Genomic DNA, 22,652 nt, shown 5'->3' with positions numbered 1-22,652 from the left:
CCACGCAGCCGGTCAGGTCGACGATGCGGCTGGACCCGGCCTCGTTGAAGCCCAGGAACACGCCGGACCGGCCGTGCCGCGCCGCCAGGCTGGCGCGGCGGCGGCTGTGCGGCGGGGTCTCGACCAGGGCGTCCACCGCGACCTCCAGCCCGTTGCGGGCCAGGGCGCCGGCCAGCAGGCCGTGCTTCCACTCGGTGTAGACCGGCGCGGCCAGATGCTGCACCTGGCAGCCGCCGCAGGGGCCGAAATGCGGGCAGGGCGGCTCGCGGTGATTCGGGCCGGGCTGCACCAGCTCGATGAACTCGCCGCGATAGGCCTGGCCTTCCGGCCGGCCCAGCCGCGCGCGCACCCGGTCGCCCGGCGCGGCGAAGGGCACGTAGACGCGGTGCTCCTCGACCGTGCCGATGCCGTCGCCGCCGCCGCCCAGGCGGTCGATCACCAACTCGATCTCTCGCCGCGACCCGGGGGCCGCGGGCTTGCTCCGTCGCATCTGCCGCTTCATGGTGGCAGGCATGGCATGCGCGGCCCGGCCTTGCAAGGCGCGGGGTTGCATGCCCCTCAGGGGCAGGGCCATATCCCTGGCATAGGGGGACGGTCCTGCAGGACCGCGACGACGTGTTGGAGACGGTCTTGGATCTCGCCGCTGTGGTGGGCCGCGTGCGCGGCATGCTGTTCGAGCCCGACGCGACGCTGGCCGCCCATGGGGTCCCGGCCCCGAACTGGCGCATCGTGGTGCGCGAGCATGCGCTGCCGGTGCTGATCCTGACCTCGATCGGCGCCTTCCTGCTGCTGGCGCTGCTGCTGTCGGTTTCCAATGTGGGCACGCCGATCGGCCTGCTGGTGCTGTTCCTGGCCGTCCGGGTGGCGGTCAACCTGGCGGGGCTGTTCATCATGGCGGCGGTGGTCCGCTTCTACGCCGGCATGTTCGGCGCCATGGCCAGCTTCGATGCCGCCTTCACCCTGGTGGCGCTGGCGATGACGCCGGTCTATGTCGCCGAGATGCTCGGCCCCGGCGTGCAGCTGCTGCTGTCCGGCCCGGCCGCGGTGCTGCTGGTGGTGCTGTCGATCGGTTATGCGCTGACGATCCTCTATCGCGGCACCGGCCTGGTGCTGCGCGTGCCGCAGGAGCAGCGCGGCGCCCATTTCGGCCTGACTCTGGTGACGCTGGTGGTGCTGATGATGCTGCTGGGGCTGCTGCTCGGCCCCTACATCCTGCCGATGCCGGCCTGAGCCATGTGCGGACGCTTCGTCCAGAAGGCGCCGGCGGAAGAGCTGGTCGAGGTCTTCGGCGCCGAAGGCCCGGTGCCCAACATCCCGGCACGCTACAACGCGGCGCCGACCCAGGACATCGCCGTGGTCCGGTTCAACCCCAAGGCCGGGCGGCGGTCGATCGACCCGCTGCGCTGGGGCCTGGTGCCGAGCTGGGAGCCGGACCTGAAGGGCGGCGCCAAGCTGATCAATGCCCGGTCGGAGACCCTGGCCGAGCGGCGCAGCTTCGCCAAGGCGTTCCAGGCCCGGCGCTGCCTGGTCCCGGTCGACGGCTTCTACGAATGGGCGCCGGACCGGACGCCGCATTTCGTCCGCCGGCTCGACGGCAGGCCGATGGTCTTCGCCGGGCTGTGGGAGGGCTGGAAGGACCCGCAATCGGAGGAGTGGGTGCGGACCTTCACCATCGTCACCGCCGATGCGGTAGAGCGGCTGCGGCCGATCCACCACCGCATGCCGGTGATGCTGGCGCCGGAGCAGTGGCCGGCCTGGCTGGGCGAGACCCCGGCATCGCAGGCGCAGCTGCGGGCGCTGCTGGTCCCGCCCGCCGACCTGCCGGTCGAGGCCTATCCGGTCTCGACCCGGGTCAACGCCGTGCGCAATGACGACCCGACCTTGATGGACCGCTCGGTGCCTCAGGAGCCCGACATGAACGCCGCCAGCTCGGCCGCCAGCCCGGGATCGGCGATCAGCCGCGGCACCTTGTTCTGACCGCCCAGCCGGCCGCGGGACTTCATCCAGGCGGCGAAACGGCCGGGCGGCACGGCCACCACCTCCGGCGGACCCATGCCGGTGCCGCCGGCGCGGTGGGCGGCATAGTCGTCGTTCAGCGCCGACAGCCTTGCGTCGAGCATGGCGGCGAAGCGGGCGGCCGCATTCGGGCCGGGCGGCGCGGCGAACTCCACCAACCAGCGGTGCCGGCCGACCGGCGTCGCCTCATCCGGGAACACCGCGGTCACCGCGAAATCGGCGATGTCGGCGCCGGTCGCCGCGGCGGCGTCGGCAATGGCGCGCTCCACCTCCTCGGCGATCAGGTGCTCGCCGAAGGCCGACAGGCCATAGCTGGTGCGGCCGGTGATCAGCACGCGTGGCGGGTCGCGGCCGACCAGGCGCACCGTGTCGCCCAGCACATAGGCCCAGAGGCCGGCGCAGCTGGTCAGGACGACGGCGTAGTTCACCCCGGGCTCGGCATCGGCGATCCAGTGCCGCGTCGGCCGGGGCGACCCCAGCTCCTCCACCGGCACGAACTCAAGGAACAGCCCGTGGTCGAGGTTCAGCCGCAACCCCTCTCCCACACCGCCGTCCTGCACCGCGATGAAGCCCTCGCTGGCGGCATAGACCTCGCGGATCTCGGCCGCGGTGCCGGCGATCGTCTGCTCCAGCCGCGGGCGATAGGGCGCCAGGGCGACGCCGCCGGGCACCAGCAGATCCAGCGAGGGATAGGGCGGGTCCGGCGCATCTCCTCGGGCCCGGCGCAGCTGGCGCACCCGCTCCAGGAAGATCAGCAGCCAGCTGGTGGTGCCCGAGACGCTGCGGATCGGCAGCTCCAGCGACCCGCGGGCGATGCGGTCCAGCTTCTCTTCCCAGTCGGTCAGCAGGGCGAGGTCCGGGCCGGGAAAGACGAAGCGCCGGGCCCAGGGCGGCAGGGTGCGGGCGGCGATGCCGCTGAGGTCGCCGCTGAACACCCCCGGCGCTTCCTCGGTCAGGGCGGTGCTGCCGCCCAGCATCAGGCTGCGGCCGCCGAACATCCGGCTCCGTGGCCGGGCACCGAGATGCCAGGCGGTCAGGTCGAAGCCGCCGCGGACGTTGGACCGGCGCATCGCGTCGGTCACCGGAATGTATTTGCTGCGCCCGCTGGTGGTGCCGGAAGAGACGGCGAAGAACGGGATCCGGCCGGGCCAGGAGACGTCCTCGATGATCGGGAAGGCCGGCTGCCAGTAGTCGCGCCACATCTCCTCGTAGCGGCGCAGCGGCACGGCGGCCTGGAACGCCGCAATGTCGGCGATGTGGCCGAAGCCATGGTCGCGGCCGAAGCGGGTGCCGGCCGCCCGGCGCAGCAGCTGAAAGAGCGTGCGGCGCTGGCTCTCGACCGGGTCCAGGCGCCGCAGCCGCCGGCGCCGCAGCGCCGTGGTCAGCCGGAAGGCCGGGGTGGCATCGATCATCGGGGAGACAGGCGCATCAGGGTCGGGAACTCCCGCGCCACCGTCTCCGGCCGCAGCGGCAGCCGGATCGACCGGCGCTCGCACCAAAGCGGGATCTGGTCGGTCAGGCTCTCGCTGCCCAGCCAGCCGTCCTGGCCGCCGAACAGCGTGACCCAGCTGGCGTCGGGATCGGACATGTCGGCGACATGCCGGGCCATCGAGCCGTAGCTGGCGTTGTGCCGGCCGCGCACCAGCCCGTGCGCCGTCTTCATCGGCGTCTCGCGCGACCCGCCGGTCGGATACTCGCCGAGGACGAAGAAGCGGCCCAGCATCGGTAGGTTGGCCAGGATGTGCGCCACCCGCATCCGGTGCATCTCACCCCAGCTCGGGATCGGAGCAGCGTCGATCGCGGCCAGCCCGACCGCTTCGCCCAGCACCTGCCGGCGCCGCTCCGGCGCCAGTGCGGCCAGGTCGTCGGCCAGGAAGGCGGTGATCGCGTTCCACTGCGCCATCAGCCGTGGCATGGCCTCGATCGTCTCGGCGCCATAGACCCGCGGCACCAGATGGTGCAGCAGCGCCTCGAAGGCCGGGGCACCGGCCGAGCCTGCGGCGTAGTCGCCGCCCCAGCCGGCCAGCCGGTCGAGGAAGGCGGCATGCTCGGCGCCGATCCCCGCCTCCCGGATCGTCTCGGCCAGGTGTCGCGCCAGGGCGCCGGAATCCGGCGACACGGTGTCGGCCTGCAGCGCGACGAGGTCCTCCGGCGCCAGCTGCTCCTTGGACCGCAGCAGGGCATAGAGGCGCCGCACCCGCTCGTCGGCGGAGAAGAAGAAGCCCACCGGCAGGGCCGTGTCGGTCGGCCGGTTGTTGGCGGTGGCCAGCACGCCGTCCGGCGGGTCGGCGGTCCAGGGCAGGTCCGGGGCGTCGACCAGCCCGTGCCAATGCGTCTCCGGGTCGCCGGCATCCAGCACCGGGTCGGCCGGCGGGAAGCGGCGACGCATCGGCAGGGTCGCGGCCATGATCTGGCCGATCCGCCCATCGGCCGACGCCACCAGCATGTTCTGGGCCGAGACGCCGAAGCCCGCAAAGGCTGCACGGAAATCCTCCGGCGTGGTGGCGCGGCTGGCGCGCAGCAGGGCGGTGACCTCGTCGGTCGCCTCATGCCCGATCCAGCGCAGGGCGATGGTGTCGCCCGGCCGGCTGCGCGCCACCTTGGCGTCGCTGACGATCGGGCCGAAGCGGGTCCGGCGGACCTTGCGCCGTGCCGGGCGCCAGAAGCGGGTGCGGATCACCGTCTCGCGGGTCTCGATCTCCGCCTCGGGCAGCTTGCCGACGTCGTACAGGTCGCTCGACGCCGCCCGCATGTTGGTGCCGCCCCAGGCCAGATGCGGACTGCGGCCGACGGCGACGAAGGGCAGGCCCGGCACCATCAGCCCGGCCATGTGGTAGCCGGGCGAGCGCATGCCGGCGACCAGCCAGAGATTGGGCAGCGACAGCGACAGATGCGGGTCGCTGGCGATCATCGCGCCGCCGGTGGCGCTGCGCGACGCCGCGACGGCGACGCTGTTGCTGCCGGTGCGGCCGGTCGCGGTCAGCAGCGTGGCCAGCGCCGCCTGCCGGCCGTCGGTGGTGAAGCTGGTGACGGCATTGGCGCCGGCCTTCAGGGTGCGGGCCCAGGCCTCGGCGAAGCCGGGCATGCCGCGCTCGCGCAGCAGGCCGAAATAGGCCACCCAGTTGATGTCGCTGCCGGCCAGCCGGCCGATCGTCCACATGTCGCGCAGCGTGTAGGGCTCGTGCCGCAACCCCAGCAGGGCGAATTCCGGCGGCGGCGCCCGCTCCAGCGCGTGATAGGCGTTGACGCCGGCGACGAAGGCCTCGGCGAAGGCGCGGCTGTCCGCCGGCATGCGGTCGATCACGGTGTCGGCGGCGTGGCCGTAGTCCAGGATGCGCAGCGCATGGTCGATGTCGCGCGCCACGGGCCCGGCGACCTCCGACAGCCGGCCCTGGGCCACCCGCTTCATCAGCGCGATCTGGCCGCCGCGCAGATGGGTGTGGACCAGCCCCAGCGCCACCGCCAGGTCGCCATCGGTCTCGGCCTCGATGAACGGGATCTGGTGGCCGTTCCAGCGGATGTCGACCGACCGGGAAAGCGGCAGGCCGGTCGTCGGGAAGGTGGCCAGCCGCTCCGCCGCCGTTACCGGCCGCGGTGCCAGGGCGCGCAGCGCCGGCACCAGCGGGGCCAGGATGGTGATCAGCCGATGCAGGGCGGACATGGGCTCAGCTGCGTTGGGCCAGCCCGAAGGCGGCCGACAGGAAAGCGGCCACGTCGCGGTCCGACTTGGTGCGCACGGCGTCGTCGCGGCCGATCAGATAGGGGTCGCCGCCGACGCAGTTGGCCAGGATCAGCTTGCGGGTAAAGGTGCCGCCCATGGCGATGCCGAGATTGCCGTCGCGCACCGTCAGGTCGCGCTCAACCTGGAAATCGCAGTCGTTCAGCAGCCGGCCGATCGGCCGCGGCCCGGGCCGGCTGCCGTCCCACTGGTGCACGGCGCCGGGATAGACGATGGTCCGCACCTGCGACCCGCCCTGGCGCAGCGCCGCCGCGGTGGCCTGGCAGCGCGCCGGGTCCATGATGGCGTCGCGGTCGCCCCAGGCCATCAGCACCGGCGCGCCGGTGGTGCGTGGATCTTCGAAGCCGATGACGCAGGGACCGTAGAAGGCGATATGGGCGGCGAAGCGGGTGTCGCCCAGCTTGTACAGGGCGGCAAAGCGGTCGGCGATCGCGGTATTGGTGGCGACGATGCTGGCCATGGCGCCGTAGGAGAAGCCCCAGACAGCCACCCGGTTGCCGTCGATCTCCGGCCGCGCCTTCAGCCAGGCCAGGGTGGCATAGGCATCGGCCAGGGCCATGGTCTCGGTGATCCGGATCACGCGGTCGGTGAAGCTGGTGGCGATGTCTCGGCGGGCGCCGAACACGTCGATCACCGCGGCGCCGATGCCCATCGCCGCCAGCTGCCGCGCATAGTGCGGCTCGCGGTTGTCGTCGACGCCGGCGGCACCGTGCAGCAGCACCACGGCCGGGGCTCTGTGCGCCGCGTCGGCGCCGGCCGGCGGGTACCAGGTGACATGCGCCGGGGTGGCCGGGGCGTCTGGCCCGATCTCCGACGGCACGAAGGGGCTGTGGCTCGGCACCGCCACGATCCGCCCGGCGGCGTCGCCGACCGCGGGCCACGGATCGGTGAAGACAGGCTCGGCCCGGGCCTGCGACAGCAGGCCGAGCAGCATGGCGGCGGCCAGGGCGGCGCTGCGCTGGAAGCGGGGAGCCGGGCCGTGCAGTGCCATCCGTCGGGTCCTCTCGCATCTGGGGTGCCGCCGCGATTGTACCCGGCTTTCCGGCGGCGGCGACAGCGGCGGTCCGGGCCATGGCGTCGCAGCCGCATGACCGCCGATGTCCGAGTCCGACGATCTTTTGTGGAACCTCCCAAATGGGAGGGGTCCGCTTGTCCCGCCGCTGCTAGCGTCCTGATGCGAGGCGGGATCCCCGGCCGGCGCGATAAGCCGGCCTGAAGCTCCGAGAGGTTGACCATGACCACCCTGACCGGCCGGGCGGGCGTTGCCGGCTATGGCGACCATTCCGTCACAGCGCATCTGCCGCTGCGCCATGGGGGCGTGGTGGTCGAGAGCCGCATCCAGGCCCGCGGGCTCTACCTGCCGCCGCCGCTCCGGCTGCCGCCGGACGCGCCGATGCCCTTCGCCTGGGCGCGCCGCTTCGGCGACCGGGTGCACATCTCCGGCCACGGCCCGCAGGCGCCGGACGGCAATCCGGTCGGCCCCTTCGGCCGGGTCGGGATCGAGGTCTCGCCGGACGAGGCGCGGCAGGCGGCGCGGCTGGCGCTGCTCGCCATGCTCGGCTCGCTGAAGCGGGAGATCGGGGATCTCGGCCGCGTCGCCGCCTGGCTCAGGCTCGAGGGCTTCGTGCTGACCGCGGCGGGCTTCGACCGTGCCACCACCGTGGTCGCCGCCGCCTCCGGGCTGCTGGTCGATCTGTTCGGCCCGGAGACCGGCCGGCATGCGCGCACCGCCGTCGGGGTGACGGCGACGCCGCTCAACAGCCCGGTCGTGATCGCCGCGGAGGTGGCGCTGCGGGCCTGATCGGCCCGCGGTGCAAGGTCCGGCTGGTCGTGATCGCGAGGTCGTCCGGTGCGGCTCACCAAACCGAAGAAGAAGGACCGGCACGAGCTGATCCTGCGGCAGATCGCCGAGCATGCGTCGATCCGGATCTCGCTGCTGGCCGAGCAGCTCGGCGTCACCTGCGAGACGATCCGGCGCGACATCGCCGAGCTTAACGCCAGCGGCCTGCTCAGCCGGACCTATGGCGGGGCCACGGTGCGGCCCGTGACCAGCGAAGCGTCGCTGTCCATCCGGCGGAATGTGCGGGTGGCCGAGCGGAACCTGATCGGCGGCACGGCCGCAAGGCTGGTGGCCGACGGCGCGGTGGTGATGATCGATGGCGGATCGACTACCTGCCAGGTGGCCCGGCACCTCGCGCAGAGGGCGCGCGAGCTGACCGTCATCACCAACTCGACCGCCATCGCCGCGGTCGCCGCCGCGAATCCCGGCTTCAGGGTCCGGCTCTGCCCGGGCGCCTATGACGGGTCGGAGGCGCTGGTCACGGGCGAGGAGACGATCGAGTACCTGGCCCGCTTCAACGCCCATCGCGCCATCATCGGGGCATCCGGGCTGGGCCACAATGGCCCCTGCGACGTCAGTCCCGGCCAGGCGGCGGTGAAGCGCGCCATGCTGCGGCAGTCGGACCGGTCGATGCTGGTGGCGGATGCCAGCAAGTTCGGCGTCTCGGCGGTCGAGCGGGTCTGCGGCTTCGACGCGATCGACGACTTGGTGGTCGACCGGCCGCTGCCGGCCGAGCTGGCGCGGATCGTCCGGGCGGCGGGGAGCCGCATCCATGTCGGGCGGGAGCCGGCCGGCGTCTCGTGACCCTCGGATCGGGCAGCGCGGCCTTCCTCATCGCCGGGGCGCATCGACCGCCGCCAGTCATCTCCCCGTCCGTCGCGGCAGATCTTGCGTCCTGAATACTTTGCGCCGGCCGGTTTGCCGAGGCTCCAGCCCGCCGCCGCCCGGGTCGAGATTTCGGGCGGTCTCGACGGCCGCGGCTTCCGTGCCCGGCCGTCCGGCCAAGGAAACGGAAGTCTTCGAACAACGGCGACACCGTTTTGTTTCAGATAAGTCTGGACGTGTGTGTGGAATGCGATATCTATGTCCAATCCATTCACAGGAGAGATTTGATGGGTGCGGACATCGCCGATGATTTGAAGCCGACTTCGTCAGATGAGGTGCGCAAGCACACCGTTCAGATCGTGGCCGCCCATGTCTCGCACAACAGCGTCGCGCCAAGCGACCTGCCGGCGCTGATCGAGCAGGTCTATGGCGCCCTGACGGGCCTCGGCAAGCCGGCCGTCACGGCGCCGAGCCGGCCGGAGCCGGCGGTGCCGGTGCGCAAGTCGGTGACGCCCGACTACATCGTCTGTCTCGAGGACGGCAAGAAGCTGAAGATGCTGAAGCGGCATCTTCAGGCCGCCTACAACATGACCCCGGACGAATACCGGGAGCGCTGGGGCCTGCCGGCCGATTATCCGATGGTCGCGCCGAACTACGCCAAGCAGCGCAGTTCGCTGGCCAAGAGCATCGGCCTCGGCACCCGCCGCCCGGCGGAGCCCGCACCGGCGCCGGCGCCGGCGAAGTCGGGCCGCGGCCGCAAGGCCGCCGCCAAGTAGGCAAACGACGGGCCGGCCGGCGGGAACCTCCGGCCGGCCGCGGCGCTTTCTTCGCCAGGAGACATCGTCGCGGAGGCGGCCCATGGCGGCCCGCAGCTTCTGGTCCGGCTATCTCAAGCTCAGCCTGGTGACCTGCCCGGTGGAGATGACGCCGGCCGTCACCCAGGCCGAGCGGGTGCGTTTCCACACGCTGAATCAGGCGACCGGCAACCGTGTCGTCAGCCAGTATGTCGACAGCGTCTCCGGCAGGCCGGTGGCGGATGACGACCAGCTGCGCGGCTATTCGGTCGGCGAGGACGACTACGTCACCCTGACCGATGACGAGTTCTCCGCCGTCGCGCTGGAGACCACGCGCACCATCGACATCGAGAGCTTCGTCCCGCGCGCCGAGGTCGGTCTGGTCTGGCGCGACCGGCCGCATTTCCTGGCGCCGAGCGAGCCGGTCGGCGAGGAGGCGTTCAGCGTGATCCGCGAGGCGATGGCCGCGACGAAGATGGTCGGGCTGTCGAAGCTGGTGCTGTACCGGCGCGAGCGGCCGATCATGATCGAGCCGCGCGGCAAGGGCATGGTGGTCTGGACCCTGCGCCAGGCCGACGAGGTGCGCGACGAGGGCGAGGCTTTCGGCGGCATCAAGCCGGCCGCGCCGCCAAAGGATGCAATGAAGCTGGCCCTGTCGGTGATCAAGGAGCGGACGGTGGAGTGGAGCGAGGACCTGCTGGCCGACAGGGTCCAGGCCTCGCTGAAGAAGATCATCGCCCGCAAGAAGAAGGGCCGGACGGTGAAGGCGCCGAAGCCCGAGGCCGAGGAGACCGGCAAGGTCATCGACCTGATGGCCGCCCTGCGCAAGAGCCTAGAGTCGAACAAGCGGAAGCGGTGATGGGTGCGGGTCACCGAAAGATCTCAGCTCGAGATCTTGGTAAGAGGCGCGTCGCCTCTCGCCTGTGCGGAACCTTTTCAGAGCGTCTCCGTGTGGGGCCGGCCCATCCCTTCTATCCTCCCTCTCCCCTTGCGGGAGGGCTTCAGCCTGCCTTGCGCCGGGTCGACCGGGCGGCCGGCGCGGCCTTGCCCTTCGCTGCTGATTTCTTGGGCTTCGTCGAAGACTTGCCGGATTTCGCCGAAGATTTGCGGCCGGGCTTCGCCGAAACCCCGGCGCTCTCGCGCAGCGCGGCCATCAGGTCGATGACCTGGCCGCGCTTCGGCGCCGCCGGCGGCTTGATCGTCTCGCCGCGCTGCTTGGCCCGGATCAGCTCCATCAGCGCCGTCTCGTAGCGGTCCTCGAATTTGGCCGGGTCGAACCGGCCCTTCTTCTGACCGATGATGTGCTTGGCCAGGTCCAGCATCTCGCCGGTGATCTTCATGGCCGGGATGTCGTCGAAGGCTTGGGCCTCGTCACGCATCTCGTATTCGAAGTGCAGCAGATTGGCCAGGAAGCCCGGCCCCTCCGGGCACAGCATCACCACCCGGTCGCGCCGGAACAGCACGGTGCGGCCGATCCCGACCGCACCCGCTTTCTCGCAGGCCGCCCGGATCACCGCGAAGGCCTCGGCCCCCACAGCATCCGTCGGGGCAAGATAATAAGGCCGGTCGATGGCGACGCGGTCGACCCGGTCGCGCGGCACGAAGCTCTCGATCTCGATGGTCTTGGTGCTGTCGGGGATCGCGGCCTCGATCTCCTCCTCGGTCAGCACGACATAGCGGTCGGTGTCGACCTCATAGCCCTTCACCTGCTGGTCGCGCTCCACCGGCTCGCCGGTCTCGGCATCGACGAACAGCCGCCGCAGCCGATGGCCGGTGCGGCGGTTGACCATATTGAAGTGGATTTCGTCGCCTTCGCCCACGGCGGTGTACAGCGCCACCGGGCAGGACAGGAAGCCCAGCTTCAAGGTGCCTTTCCAGGTCGCGCGCGGCGCCATCTCGTCCTCGGGGCAGCGGATCGGTCCCGGAAGGAACGGGCGGCCGCCCCGCCGGGTTCCTGAATCGCACGCCACCAGAGGGCGCCCGTCAATGCCGCTGGTCCCGACCTGGCCCGACATCCTGCTGCGCCTCGCGCTCGCCACCCTCGCCGGCGCGATCATCGGCTGGAATCGCGAAGCGCATGGCCGCGCGGCCGGGATGCGCACGCATCTGCTGGTCTGCCTCGCGGCCGCCTTCTCGATGGTTCTGGCCAACCAGCTGCTCGCCACCACCGGCAAGGCCGGCGATTCCTTCGTCCGGATGGATGTGATGCGCCTGCCGCTGGGCATCCTGTCCGGCATCGGCTTCATCGGCGGCGGCGCCATCCTGCGCCGCGGCAGCCTGGTGCTGGGCGTCACCACGGCGGCGACGCTGTGGTTCGTCACGGTGATGGGCCTGTGCTTCGGCGCCGGGGATCTGATCCTGGGCGGCATCGCCTTCGCCATCGGCCTGGCCACGCTGTGGGGCCTGAAATGGCTGGAGGAGAGCGTGAAGCAGCAGCGCAAGGCCCGCCTCAGCCTGACCGTGGAGCAGGGTCAGCTGGGCGCCCGCGATATTGAGACGGCGCTCCAGCAGGCGGGCTTCCGCGTCGTCGCCAGCTCGATCACCGTGCAGCCGGCATCCGGGGTCAGGACCCTGCGCTACGACCTGTTCTGGCGCGGGTACCCGGCCGACAACGGCCTGCCGCCCGCGGTGGAAAGACTGCTGGTTGTGCCCGGGGTGCGGGAGGCCGACTGGGCGCCACGCTAGAAGGGCCTTCCGGAACCGCGGCCTCGCGCGCATCGTTCCCAAAGGCGACGCAACTTTCGGGCGAAGGCGATGGCCAGGGACAGCCTGTCGACCTACCGGCGCAAGCGCGACTTCGAGAAGACGGCCGAACCCAGCGGCGCCGCGGGCGTGGCATCGTCGGACCGGCTGCGCTTCGTCATCCAGAAGCACGCGGCGACACGGCTGCATTACGACCTGCGGCTGGAGCTCGACGGCGTGTTCAAGTCCTGGGCGGTGACCAAGGGGCCGTCGCTCGACCCGCATGACAAGCGCCTGGCGGTGGAGGTCGAGGATCACCCCCTGGCCTATGGCGATTTCGAGGGCACCATTCCCAAGGGGCAATATGGCGGCGGCACCGTCCAGCTCTGGGACCGCGGTTTCTGGGAGCCCGAGGGACGCGTGTCGCCCCAGCAGCAGCTGGCCAGGGGCGAGCTGAAATTCACGCTGGACGGCGACCGGCTGCACGGTAGCTGGGTGCTGGTGCGGATGAAGCGGGACCGCACTGGCGGCAAGCGCACCAATTGGCTGCTGATCAAGCATCGCGACGAACACGCGGTGGAAGCCGACGGCGATGCGGTGCTGGCGGAGGATCGCTCCGTCGCCTCCGGCCGGGCCATGGCCGAGATCGCGGCCGGGCGCGGCCGCGGGCCGAAGCCCTTCATGCTGGGCGGCGGGCGTCGGCACGGTCGGATGCCGTCTGGGATTCCTCCGCCAGGCCGGAGAAGGCGGCGGCCAAGGCCTTCGCGCCGCGCCGATCGAAGACAAAGGCCGCCGCCTCGGCCATGCCCGACTTCATCCCGCCGGAGTTGTGCCTGTCGGTCGACCGGCCGCCCGGCGGCAAGGGCTGGGCGCATGAGATCAAGTTCGACGGCTATCGCCTGCAACTGCGGATTGAAGGCGGCAAGGCGACGCTCAAGACCCGCAAGGGGCTGGACTGGACCCATCGCTTCCAGGCCACCGCCGATGCGGCGAAGGGCTGGCCGGACTGCATTATTGATGGCGAGGCGGTGGCGCTGGACGAGGACGGCCATCCGAATTTCCCAGCCCTGCAGGTGGCGCTGTCGGAAGGTCGCAGCCGCGACCTGATCTTCTTTGCCTTCGACCTGCTGCACGAGAGCGGCCGCGACTGGCGGCCGGAGCCGCTGTCCGCGCGCAAGGACCGGCTGCGCGAGCTGCTGGAGGAGCAGGGCTGCGACGCCGCCACGCCCATCCGCTATGTCGACCATTTCGAGGAGGCGGGCGAGGCCGTGCTGCGCTCCGCCTGCCAGCTGAAGCTCGAAGGGATCATCTCCAAGCGGCTCGACGCCGCCTACCAGTCCGGCCGCAGCGACCGCTGGACCAAGGCGAAGTGCCGCGGCGGCGAGGAGGTGGTGATCGGCGGCTGGTCCACCACCGGCAACCGCTTCCGGTCTCTGCTGGTCGGTGTCCATCGCGGCGACCACCTGGTCTATATCGGCCGGGTCGGCACCGGCTACGGCGCCGCCAAGGTGGAGCGGCTGGTGCCGCGGCTGAAGGCGGTCGAAGCCGACACATCGCCCTTCACCGGTCCCGGAGCGCCGCGGAAGGATCGCAACGTGCATTGGGCCCGGCCGGAGCTGGTGGCCGAAATCGAGTTCGCCGGCTGGACCGGCTCCGGCATGGTGCGGCAAGCCGCGTTCAAGGGGCTGCGCGAGGACAAGCCGGCCGAGGAGGTCAAGGCCGAAAGCCCTGCCCCGGCGGCCGAGACCGAGCTGCAGGAGCCGGCGCCGGCCAAGGCGGCGAAGCCGGCGCGCCGCCGCGGCGCGGCCAAGGCGACCGTGATGGGCGTCGCCCTGTCCAAGGCCGACAAGGCGCTGTGGCCGGATGCCGGTGACGGCGAGCCGGTGACCAAGCACGACCTGGCGCTGTATCTGGAGACGGTGGGCCCCTGGATGCTGCCACACATCAAGGGCCGCCCCTGCTCGGTGCTGCGCGCGCCGGACGGGATCGGCGGCCAGATCTTCTTCCAGCGCCATGCCATGCCCGGCACGTCCAGCCTGATCTCGCTGGTCCGGGTGTCCGGCGACCGCAAGCCCTATATCCAGATCGACCGCATCGAGGGGCTGGCGGCGGTGGCGCAGTCGGGCGGGCTGGAGCTGCATCCCTGGAACTGCCGGCCCGGCCAGATCGACCGGCCCGGCCGCCTGGTGTTCGACCTCGATCCCGGCCCCGGCGTCGCCTTCGACGCGGTGGTCGAGGCCGCCCGGGCGCTGAAGGACCGGCTGGAGGCCGTCGGCCTCGTCCCCTTCTGCAAGACCACCGGCGGCAAGGGGCTGCATGTGGTGGTGCCGCTGGCCGCGCCACGCGGCGGCGGGCCGGACTGGGCGGAGGCGAAAGGCTTCGCCAAGGAGGTCTGCGTGCGCCTGGCCGGCGACGCGCCGGACCGCTACGTCGTCAACATGGCCAAGGACAAGCGCCGCGGCCGGATCTTCCTCGACTATCTGCGCAACGACCGGATGTCGACCGCCGTGGCGCCGCTGTCGCCGCGGGCCCGGCCGGGGGCGACGGTGTCGATGCCGCTGACCTGGGACCAGGTGCGGAAGGGGCTCGACCCGAAGCGCTATACCCTGCGCACCGCGCCCGGGCTGCTGGCGAAAGGCTCCGCCTGGGACGGCTATGATGATGCCGCGCGGCCGCTCGCCGATGCGATCCGGCGCCTGGAGCGCAAGGCGGCGGCCTGATCGTCGTCAGGGAAACCTTTGTAATTCCCCGGACGGCGCCAGAGATCGGCGATTTTCCTAGGAAGATTTAGCAATGAAAGCTTGTCGCATTTGCCGTTCTGGCCTAATATAGGAAACTGAGCGAAGATCCATAAATAAAGAACAGATAAAAATTGCGTGACGGAATTGTGCAATTATGAAGCAAATAAAATAAATTGTGACCTATATTATCAATGAAATCAGCAGACGAATTACCGGTTGCACCCCTAGATGAACAGTGTCAAAAGGATTGGGTGGCCTGCGGCCGACTAACCTCAAGGCTAGGTGTTAAAACCTGCCTGGCGTGTGGTGCTTCAATGCCATTGCGCCTCATCTGGGATCTCAACCCCGGGGAAGCGGTCGCGATCATCGGTCTGTCCCGGCGGTGTCCGGATGGCCGGTCGAGACGGCTGCGTGCCTGAGTGAAGGGGAATCAGATGGAAACGAGCGACCGCCGGCGTCCCAGACCGAGACACGACGCCCCGTAGCGCCGACTTCCGCGCTTTCCAGAGATGACGGCCACTCAATCCCGCCCGGCCAGGGCCCGGCGGGCGGCGGAATCCCTTGTCCGCATTTCGCCGGGTGTCTGGAAGGCTGTCCGAGACCCCCCTTTCCAACCGGATTCCTGGAGGGGCCCCGTGGATAAGCACCACAAGGACATGATCGCGGCGCTGAAGCTTGCGTCGGGCGATGAAGTCCTCGTTCCGGACTATTTGTTCGAAGCCCTGTCGAATGATCTGGCCAATGCCCGGATCGTTCCGTACAGCGCGGTGACCCAGCTGAAATCGCCGATCCCGGACTATGCGATCGTGCACAAGGGGCTGATGCCCCGCCTGCCGCGGCAGGTGCTGCAGGCGCTGGTGATCCATGGCGACGTGCTGCACGCCAACGAAGTCTTCGTCGTCTTCGCCCGGCACGCCGCCGGCGCCGCCCGCTCGGCGCTCGACGTCACCCGGCGCCGCCACACCCAGCCGGTGCTGGACTACGTCAAGCGCGATGCAGGCGTGCGGCAACGACATGCCGATCGGCGGGCGGTGGTGGTCTCCGCCTTCGGCGTCGGCAATGTCGGCGACGATGCGGTCAGCTTCGGCGCCCGCGAGGTGCTGTACCGCAACGGCTTCGATGCGGTCGACCTGGTCGGGCCCAACCCGGACTACGCCGTCATCGACAATGCCGACCTGGTGGTGATCGGCGGCGGCGGGCTGCTCTATGACAGCAGCTTCAGCAACGTCTCGAACTACACCGCGCCGATCCGCTACGCCTATGAGCGCGGCATCCCCTCCGCCGTGCTTGGCGTCGGCACCCAGGGCATCCGCACCACGCTCGGCGCCGCCGCCTTCAAGGACGCGCTGTCCCTGGCGCGTCTGGTGACTGTGCGTGAGCGCAGCGACGCCACCCTGCTGACCGAGACGGTCGGGCTGAAGAACGTCCACACCACCGGCGACCTCGCTCTGCTGCTGGCCGACGGGCCGCGGCCGGTGCCGGTGCGGCGCGACCCCGGCCTGGCCGTTCTCTCGCTCAGCCACAGCCTGGAGGGCTGGCTGGCCAAGCGCGACAGCACCATCGACGCCTATCTCGACGAGACGCTCGACTCGCTCGGCCGGGGCTACAACAAGGTGATCGGCGTCGTCCATTCGGTCGATGACGAGGCGATCTACGAGCGGCTGCGGCAGCGGCGCGAGATCCAGGTGGTCAAGGCGGCCGACTACGACGTCTCGGCGGTCATGGACCTTTACGGCTCGGCCGGGCTGGTGGTCAGCTCGCGCTTCCACGGGCTCCTGTTCTCGGTGATGGGCCGGACGCCGCTGATCCAGGTCTGCGGCCCGACCAGCAAGAGCGGCCGGGCCCTGGCCGAGCGGTTCCCGTCGCTGACCCGGGCCGCCATCCTGCTCGACGCTGCCAACCGCAACCTGCGCATCGGCGATGCGATCGAGTTCGCGCAGCCGGTCAGCGACGAGGAGCGGGCGGCGGCGATCGCCGGTGCGCGCGACAATGTCGACCAGTTCGCCGCCGCCTTCGACCGCAAGCCGATGGTCGCGGTGGAGGCGGTGGCGATCACCCCCCCACCGGCGGCAAAGGCCGCGCCGGCCTTCGATGAGGCCGACGCGCCGCCCGTGGCCGCGGAACCGTCGAAGAACCAGGAGATCGTGCTGCCGGACCACGTCGTCGTCCGCACCGCGGATTCCGTGCAGCTGGCGGTGCCGGTCGACGGCGCCGAGGTCGAGCTGCAGGAGATCGAGGCCCGGCGCTGGCGCAACAGCACCCTGGCCTGCGCCGCCAAGGTGCTGAAGCCCGGCGACAGGGTGGTCGATCTCGACCCCGGCTTCCTTTATTTCGCCTCCGCCTTCGGCAGCCTCGTCTCCAAGGCGGGGTCGGTGTCGGTGGCCTATGAGAGGAGCAAGGGCGAGCCGATCCTGCAGCAGTACCGGGCCCTCAACGGCCAGGGCGACCAGGCGGCGATCGAACTGTGCGACGTGGCCGACCCGAAGCAGGTGTCGCAGGCCTGCGATGCCGCCGCGCTGGTGCGGCTGCGCCTGTCGGGCCAGGCGGCGCGTGACCGGGCGGACTGCGTCCGAGCGCTCCGATCGCGCTCGCCGCATGTGATCCTCGAGGCGCCGGACCTGCCGGCCGTGCGCAACGCCATCGAGGCCTATCTCGGCTCCGAGATCGCCCGCGAGGGGCGGCGCATCTTCACCATCGCCGAATCCGACCTGGTCGAGCGGCCGATCTACGAGATCAGCCAGCTCGACGAGACCACCCTGCTGCTGCAGCTTGAGGATTCCCACCATGGCTAAGGAAGCCGTCGTCGTCAGCTTCTATGGCGGCAAGCAGTACTATTACGACTCGGCCTACAACCTGGCCGAGGACTGCAAGAAGCTCGACATCGAGCATGATTTCGAGGAGGTGAAGCTCGGCCCCGACGCCAACTGGGCCGATATCTGCCGCTACAAGGTCAACTACTATTCCCGCAAGCTGGAGGAGTACAAGCGGCCGATCATCTGGGTCGACATCGACACCCGGATCATCAAGCGGCCGGACCCGTTCCTGAACTGCGAGAGCGATTTCGCGGCCTTCCTGCGGAACTTCAAGTACTTCCGGGAATACGACCCGTTCATCTTCGCGCGGACGTTCCACCCCGGGTTCCTGTTCTTCAACTACACGACCCCGGTGCGGCGGCTGCTGGAGCAGCTGGTGGAGCTGGAGAAGACCAGCAAGGAGCGCGGCACCGACGACTATTTCTTCGAGGAGGCGTGGCGGGCGCATTCCGAGCAGCTGCAGGTCACGCTGCTGCCGCCGAAGCGGCTGGCCTGGGGCGAGAAGCTGGGCGCGGCCGACGCCTGGTTCTCCTTCGGCGACAGCGGCAATGTCCGCGACTTCGTCAAGGAGGTGGCGCAGCACGACGCGCCGATCCTGGAGCCGACGCGGCAGTACCGCGTGCTCAAGGCCATCTCCGAGCAGGAGCTGAAGGCCGGCAAGATGCAGAACGCCGCGGTCTATCTGAAGAAGATGACCGAACTGGACCCGTCACAGGACGACCCGCTGAACACCCTGGCCCGCGTCGCCCGACGGCAGGAGGGCGAGCAGGCGGCGCTGGCGCTGTACGAGGGCCGGATCGGCCAGCTGCGGCAGGAGGGGGAATACAGCGACCGGCTCTCCACCCTGCTGCAGCGCGTCGTGGATTTCTGCATCGAGTTCCACCTGCCGGAGGAGGGCCAGCGCTACGCCGCCGAGCTGGCCGAGCACGGCACCGCCAAGGCCAAGGCTTTCGCCCAGGGCCGGATGCTGCGGCTGGGGCTGGAGGAGCGGGCCAAGGCCGCCGGGCTGCCGCTGAAGCAGCGGCCGCAGCTGTGGTGGATGGAGCAGCCCTATCCCGGCAATTTCGGCGACATCCTGAACCCCTATATCGTCGAGAAGCTGACCGGCCGCGCGCCGCGCTGGGTGGCGGCGGGCAGCGGCGCCCTCGTCATCGGCTCGGTGATCAAATTCGCCAAGAAGGGCACCCCAGTCTGGGGCACGGGCAGCCCGCGCCTGACCGACAAGCTGCACCCGCAGGCGGTGTACAAGGCGGTGCGCGGCCCGCTGACCCGGCGCCTGGTGCTCGACAGCGGCGGGAAGTGCCCGCAGGTCTATGGCGACGTCGCCCTGCTGCTGCCGCAGCTGTACCAGCCGAAGGGCACGAAGAAGCACAAGCTCGGCCTGATCCGCCACTTCACCCATGTCGCGGCGCCGCTGGAGGTGCATCCGGACGTCAAGGTGATCGACATCATGCGCAGCGGCTACGACGACATCGAGGCCTTCCTCGACGAGGTGTCGGAGTGCGAGCACATCATCTCGACCTCGCTGCACGGGCTGATCGTGGCCCAGGCCTACGGCATCCCGGTCGGCTGGGCGGTGATGTCGACCAGCGAGACCCAGATCCCGGGCGGCAACACCAAGTTCGAGGACTACTTCGCCTCGGTCGGGCTGAAGGATGTCGAGCCCTTCGACCTGGCGGAGCTCGGCACGGTCACCCCGGACCACGCCAAGCTGTGCCGGTACATTCCCGAGCGGATGCCGGACCTGGCGGCGCTGCGCGAGGCCTGCCCGTTCCCGCTGGCGGCCTGATGGGGGGCCCCGGGCCGGCGCCGCTGGCCGTGGTCCGCCGGAAGCGGGACACGGCGTTCCTGACCGAGGCGCGGGTGGCGGAGCTGGTCCGCCCCCGCCCCTTCGGCCGGGAGCCGCTGATCGCCGAGCGCGCCCGGCTGACGCAGGAGATGGGGCCGCTCGACCTGTGGGAGGGCTATCGCGACTTCGCCGCGGCCGATGACAGCTTCAAGCGGTCCAGCAACAGCGTCCGCACCAGCCACAAATACGGCCGGGTCTATGTCCAGCTGGCGCGCCGGTACCGGCCCTGGACGGTGGTGGAGATCGGCACCGCCTTCGGCGTCTCCGGCATGTACTGGCTGGCCGGGCTGCAGGCCAACCGCCGCGGCCGGCTGGTCACCTTCGACCCGAACCGGCAGTGGCAGGAGATCGCCCGCGCCAACCTGGCCGCGATCAGCCCGCGCTTCACCGCTGTCGCCGACACCTTCGAGGCCGGGCTCGCGGCGACGAAGATCGCCTTCGACCGTCCGGGCATCGCCTTCATCGACGGCATCCATGTCGGCGACATCGTCAAGGCGCAGGCCGAGTTGCTGCTGGCCCGCATCACCAGCCCCTGGATCCTGGTGTTCGACGACATCCGCTTCAATGACAGCATGTACCGCTGCTTCCGCGAGATCGAGCAGGCGGAGGGGGTGGTGTCGGCGGTGGAGATCGAGTCGCGGGTGGGGATTCTGGAGGTGGATCCGGTGGTGGGCGGGCCGTCCTGACCTGAAACCCGCGGATCAGGGTGCCCGGGGTTCGCAGGCGATTCCATCGCCATCCCGGTCATGCCGGGCGTAATAGCCCAGCTCGCCGGTCCGGGCGGGCGCCAGCCCGACCCATTGCGCCATGGCGCAGTCCGGAAAGGCCGCCAGATGCCGGATCGTCGGCCCCGGTGGCCACGGGCTGTTCAGGAAGCCGCCCACGACGAGACCGGCCGTCACGAGCAGCGGCGGGGTCATCCGGACCAGCCACCGGACCCATCGTCGATGCCGCTCGGCGCGTTCCAGGCGCGCCGTAACCGCCTGAAACCGCCGCTTCAGCGTCCGGGCTTCGACCTCCGGATCGCGACCTGCCATGCCCAAGACATCGCTCCCGTCCTCGACCCGGCAAGATGGTGACAGGACATCACCGTGCCTCGCCAGTCGAATCTCGATCAGTCACATCCTGTCGTGCCAGGACGACGCTCCAGTCGAGGATTCAGAGCGGGTTGGGCAGGCCCGGCACAGCCGTTGCCTGCGCAGGGCGTCGAATCTGGGGCCGGGACGCCGCCGTGAAAGGGCAGTGCCCTCTCCGGAGAACACTCCCCTCACACGGTAGGGGTCGCAGGTTCAATGCTCGTACAGAGGGCTGCCGGTTAAGCCGCCGTCTCCAGGCGATCATCCGCCATCGCCTCGCGAGCTGCCCGGACCAGGAAGCCCGATCGGGTAAAGCCATGCCCTTCGGCGTAGCGGTCGATCTCCGCCAGCACGTCCTCCGGAATGGTGACGTTCACCCGAACAGACTTTATGGCCTGCTGCGGAGCAGGCACGAGGACGGCGACGCCGTCCCGGTTTTCGGCGTCGGCCATGATCTCCTCCAGGCCGGAGGGTTCGGGTACAGCCTCATCGTCCTCGGCCATGCCTTCCATGTGCAGGGCCAAGGCCTCCTCCGCCATGGCGCGAGCCTCGTCCAAATCGCTGCCGGCCGTGATCAGGCCGGGGAGGTCGGGGAACGAGACACCGTAGTCGCTACCAGCGTCCTTGTGGATCAGGGCGATGTAATAGCGCATGGCTCACCTCAGCTTGATGTCGGCTTGCTTCTCGATGCTCCGGAGCGTGCCGATAGGTATGTCTCTCTTGGGGTGTGGGACCGTCACGCGGCCTGGCTTCGATGGGTGCTTTATCTCGACGTGGCTGCCCTTCTGGGCCACCTCGTACCAACCGTCCGCCTTGAGGGGCACCGATGACGTCCCCACTCTTCATATGTGTATAGACACACAACCGGGCGGTATGGGCGTCAAGGTTAGTGTTTGCTCATACACATCATTCTGGATGCACGATCCCAGGTCGCTGGCGTCGCACGCAAGCGCTGACTATGAACATTCATGTGCCTAAAACGTGCCAATGCGTCAGCACGCTCCAGCGCTGTTCTGCACGGAACCGCGGATCCCTCGGGGGACCACGCCAAGCTCTCTGATCTGCCTGGAGGTCCGGTGGTGGGCGCGACTGGGATTGAACCAGTGACCCCTACGATGTCAACGTAGTGCTCTCCCGCTGAGCTACGCGCCCGTTACCGGGAAGGACGGCCGAGACCGGTCGTCCGCGGGGAGCGCCCATGTAGCATCATCGACCGGGGGGCGCAAGCATCAAACCGAGCCTGCCGCCGGCCGCGTCGACAGCCGCCGTCGACAGCCCGGGGGCGCTGGGATATGACGGTGATATGGATGGTCAAGTCGCCTCGCAGTCGCCGGCGTCCGACGCGGTGGCGATCGCCCTGCCGCAGGACCGGCGCCTTCCGGTGGTGGTCGCCTCGCCGCACAGCGGCCGCGACTATCCGCCGTCGTTCCTGGCCGCGGCGAAGCTCGACCCCCACACGCTGCGGCGCTCCGAGGACGGCTTCGTCGACCAGATCTTCGGCCAGGTGCCGGAGCGCGGCGCGCCGCTGCTGCGCGCTTTGTTCCCGCGCGCCTTCCTCGACGTCAACCGCGAGGCCTATGAGCTCGACCCCGAGATGTTCGACGACGCGCTGCCGGGCTGGGTCAACACCCGCTCGCCGCGGGTCGTCGCCGGGCTCGGCACCATCGCCCGCATCGTCGCCCAGGGGAAGGATATCTACCGCGGCAAGCTGCGCTTCGCCGAGGCAGTGGAGCGGGTGGAGCAGTTCTATACCCCGTACCATGCCACGCTGCGCCGGCTGGTCGACGAGACCCGTGCCGCCTTCGGCCATGCCGTCCTGATCGACGCCCATTCGATGCCGTCGCAGGGCGCCTCGCGCACCCCCGGAGGCCGCGCGGTCGACGTCGTGCTGGGCGACTGCTACGGCAGCTCCTGCGCCGCGGCGGTGACCGAGGCGGCGGAGCAGTGGCTGGCCGGCCGCGGCTATGCCGTCACCCGCAACACCCCCTATGCCGGCGGCTTCACCACCCGGCATTACGGCCGGCCGCGCGCCGGCATCCATGCCCTGCAGGTCGAGCTGAACCGGGCCCTGTACATGGACGAGGCGACGCTGTCGCCGACCAGGGGCCTGGCCCGGCTGACCGCCGACATGACCGATTTCGCCGCCGCCCTCGGCGCCCTCGAGGCGGAGGCGCTGGCACGGTAGCGGGCGGCGGGCAGAGGGGGACGCCATGGCGCTGCTGGTCAATATCGACGTGCCGGATCTCGAGGCCGCGGTCGCCTTCTACGCCGCGGCCT

The 22,652-nt window shown here is 70.2% G+C and carries 19 protein-coding genes, 1 tRNA gene and 2 pseudogenes; 13 read left to right on the top strand and 9 right to left on the bottom strand.

Features of this window, described 5'->3' with window-relative positions; genetic code table 11:
• Positions 1-442 (bottom strand): annotated as a pseudogene (locus P409_RS04665) (class I SAM-dependent RNA methyltransferase); the annotation flags it as partial.
• A gap of 188 nt (positions 443-630) precedes the next feature.
• On the opposite strand from P409_RS04665, the gene P409_RS04660 reads away from it, so the two are divergent.
• Together P409_RS04660 and P409_RS04655 are read left to right on the top strand one after the other, a co-directional pair.
• A complete protein-coding gene (locus P409_RS04660; RefSeq protein ID WP_034832327.1) occupies positions 631-1,230 on the top strand; it encodes a YIP1 family protein in 600 nt (199 codons plus the stop codon).
• 3 nt (positions 1,231-1,233) lie between these two features.
• The gene (locus P409_RS04655) at positions 1,234-1,977 is read left to right on the top strand and encodes an SOS response-associated peptidase (RefSeq protein ID WP_052120028.1); all 744 of its coding nucleotides are present in this window, start codon (positions 1,234-1,236) and stop codon (positions 1,975-1,977) included.
• Here the strand turns inward: P409_RS04655 and P409_RS04650 are convergent.
• From P409_RS04650 to P409_RS04640, 3 genes are read right to left on the bottom strand one after another with little or no spacing between them, the layout of a single operon-like run.
• Positions 1,902-3,428 carry a GH3 family acyl-acid amido synthetase gene (locus P409_RS04650; RefSeq protein ID WP_034832325.1) on the bottom strand — a complete coding sequence of 509 codons (1,527 nt, stop codon included), beginning with the start codon at positions 3,426-3,428 and terminating at the stop codon, positions 1,902-1,904. The two genes, P409_RS04655 and P409_RS04650, sit on opposite strands and share 76 nt — an antisense overlap.
• Positions 3,425-5,677, bottom strand: a complete 2,253-nt coding sequence (locus P409_RS04645) for a penicillin acylase family protein (RefSeq protein ID WP_052120027.1) — start codon at positions 5,675-5,677, stop codon at positions 3,425-3,427. The genes P409_RS04650 and P409_RS04645 overlap by 4 nt, the downstream gene beginning before the upstream one ends.
• Positions 5,678-5,681: 4 nt before the next feature.
• Positions 5,682-6,746, bottom strand: coding sequence for a dienelactone hydrolase family protein (locus P409_RS04640; RefSeq protein ID WP_052120026.1), 1,065 nt, complete (start codon positions 6,744-6,746; stop codon positions 5,682-5,684).
• Positions 6,747-6,989: 243 nt separating this feature from the next.
• Between P409_RS04640 and P409_RS04635 the strand changes: the two genes are divergently transcribed.
• The 4 genes from P409_RS04635 (at position 6,990) to ku (P409_RS04620) (ending at position 10,073) form a co-directional block, all read left to right on the top strand.
• A complete protein-coding gene (locus P409_RS04635; RefSeq protein WP_081991263.1) occupies positions 6,990-7,556 on the top strand; it encodes a RidA family protein in 567 nt (188 codons plus the stop codon).
• 48 nt (positions 7,557-7,604) lie between these two features.
• Positions 7,605-8,399, top strand: a complete 795-nt coding sequence (locus tag P409_RS04630) for a DeoR/GlpR family DNA-binding transcription regulator (RefSeq protein ID WP_034832323.1) — start codon at positions 7,605-7,607, stop codon at positions 8,397-8,399.
• 308 nt (positions 8,400-8,707) lie between these two features.
• Positions 8,708-9,196 carry a Ros/MucR family transcriptional regulator gene (locus tag P409_RS04625; protein WP_052120025.1) on the top strand — a complete coding sequence of 163 codons (489 nt, stop codon included), beginning with the start codon at positions 8,708-8,710 and terminating at the stop codon, positions 9,194-9,196.
• 82 nt (positions 9,197-9,278) lie between these two features.
• The gene (gene ku, locus P409_RS04620) at positions 9,279-10,073 is read left to right on the top strand and encodes a non-homologous end joining protein Ku (protein WP_034832321.1); all 795 of its coding nucleotides are present in this window, start codon (positions 9,279-9,281) and stop codon (positions 10,071-10,073) included.
• A gap of 142 nt (positions 10,074-10,215) precedes the next feature.
• Here the strand turns inward: ku (P409_RS04620) and ku (P409_RS04615) are convergent, their stop codons facing one another.
• On the bottom strand, positions 10,216-11,109 hold the full coding sequence (ku, locus tag P409_RS04615) for a non-homologous end joining protein Ku (protein ID WP_034832319.1): 894 nt from the start codon (positions 11,107-11,109) through the stop codon (positions 10,216-10,218).
• Between the two features lie 91 nt (positions 11,110-11,200).
• Here ku (P409_RS04615) and P409_RS04610 point away from each other — a divergent pair, with 91 nt between their 5' ends.
• From P409_RS04610 to P409_RS04590, 6 genes and pseudogenes are all read left to right on the top strand, one after another.
• On the top strand, positions 11,201-11,899 hold the full coding sequence (locus P409_RS04610; RefSeq protein ID WP_034832317.1) for an MgtC/SapB family protein: 699 nt from the start codon (positions 11,201-11,203) through the stop codon (positions 11,897-11,899).
• Positions 11,900-11,968: 69 nt separating this feature from the next.
• Positions 11,969-12,454: pseudogene (locus P409_RS40575) on the top strand (DNA polymerase ligase N-terminal domain-containing protein); the annotation flags it as partial.
• Positions 12,439-14,616, top strand: coding sequence for a DNA ligase D (ligD, locus tag P409_RS04605; RefSeq protein WP_202964554.1), 2,178 nt, complete (start codon positions 12,439-12,441; stop codon positions 14,614-14,616). The pseudogene P409_RS40575 and the gene ligD, both read left to right, overlap by 16 nt.
• A gap of 656 nt (positions 14,617-15,272) precedes the next feature.
• Positions 15,273-17,429 carry a polysaccharide pyruvyl transferase family protein gene (locus P409_RS04600; protein WP_161790338.1) on the top strand — a complete coding sequence of 719 codons (2,157 nt, stop codon included), beginning with the start codon at positions 15,273-15,275 and terminating at the stop codon, positions 17,427-17,429.
• Positions 17,422-19,239 carry a polysaccharide pyruvyl transferase family protein gene (locus P409_RS36035; protein ID WP_052120024.1) on the top strand — a complete coding sequence of 606 codons (1,818 nt, stop codon included), beginning with the start codon at positions 17,422-17,424 and terminating at the stop codon, positions 19,237-19,239. The genes P409_RS04600 and P409_RS36035 overlap by 8 nt, the downstream gene beginning before the upstream one ends.
• Positions 19,239-19,985, top strand: a complete 747-nt coding sequence (locus P409_RS04590; RefSeq protein ID WP_052120023.1) for a class I SAM-dependent methyltransferase — start codon at positions 19,239-19,241, stop codon at positions 19,983-19,985. The genes P409_RS36035 and P409_RS04590 overlap by 1 nt, the downstream gene beginning before the upstream one ends.
• A 15-nt stretch (positions 19,986-20,000) precedes the next feature.
• Here the strand turns inward: P409_RS04590 and P409_RS04585 are convergent, their stop codons facing one another.
• The 4 genes from P409_RS04585 to P409_RS04575 all read right to left on the bottom strand — a co-directional run bounded on the left by P409_RS04585 (position 20,001) and on the right by P409_RS04575 (position 21,527).
• Positions 20,001-20,336 (bottom strand): excalibur calcium-binding domain-containing protein, encoded by a 336-nt coding sequence (locus P409_RS04585; protein WP_081991258.1) that lies wholly within the window; start codon positions 20,334-20,336, stop codon positions 20,001-20,003.
• A 278-nt stretch (positions 20,337-20,614) separates the two neighbouring features.
• Positions 20,615-21,028: a type II toxin-antitoxin system HicB family antitoxin gene (locus tag P409_RS04580; protein ID WP_034832314.1), complete on the bottom strand. Its 414-nt coding sequence runs from the start codon at positions 21,026-21,028 to the stop codon at positions 20,615-20,617.
• Between the two features lie 3 nt (positions 21,029-21,031).
• Positions 21,032-21,199 (bottom strand): type II toxin-antitoxin system HicA family toxin, encoded by a 168-nt coding sequence (locus tag P409_RS36915; protein WP_274519142.1) that lies wholly within the window; start codon positions 21,197-21,199, stop codon positions 21,032-21,034.
• Positions 21,200-21,452: 253 nt separating this feature from the next.
• Positions 21,453-21,527: transfer RNA gene (locus P409_RS04575), tRNA-Val, on the bottom strand.
• Between the two features lie 151 nt (positions 21,528-21,678).
• On the opposite strand from P409_RS04575, the gene P409_RS04570 reads away from it, so the two are divergent.
• Positions 21,679-22,560, top strand: coding sequence for an N-formylglutamate amidohydrolase (locus P409_RS04570; RefSeq protein WP_052120022.1), 882 nt, complete (start codon positions 21,679-21,681; stop codon positions 22,558-22,560).
• Positions 22,561-22,652 lie beyond the last annotated feature (92 nt).

It is taken from the genome of Inquilinus limosus MP06 (genome assembly GCF_000767795.1).
GTDB classification, from domain to species: Bacteria; Pseudomonadota; Alphaproteobacteria; order DSM-16000; family Inquilinaceae; genus Inquilinus; species Inquilinus limosus_E.
The sequence above is the reverse complement of the archived record's forward strand: the minus strand, read 5'-3'. Positions and strand labels throughout refer to the sequence as shown.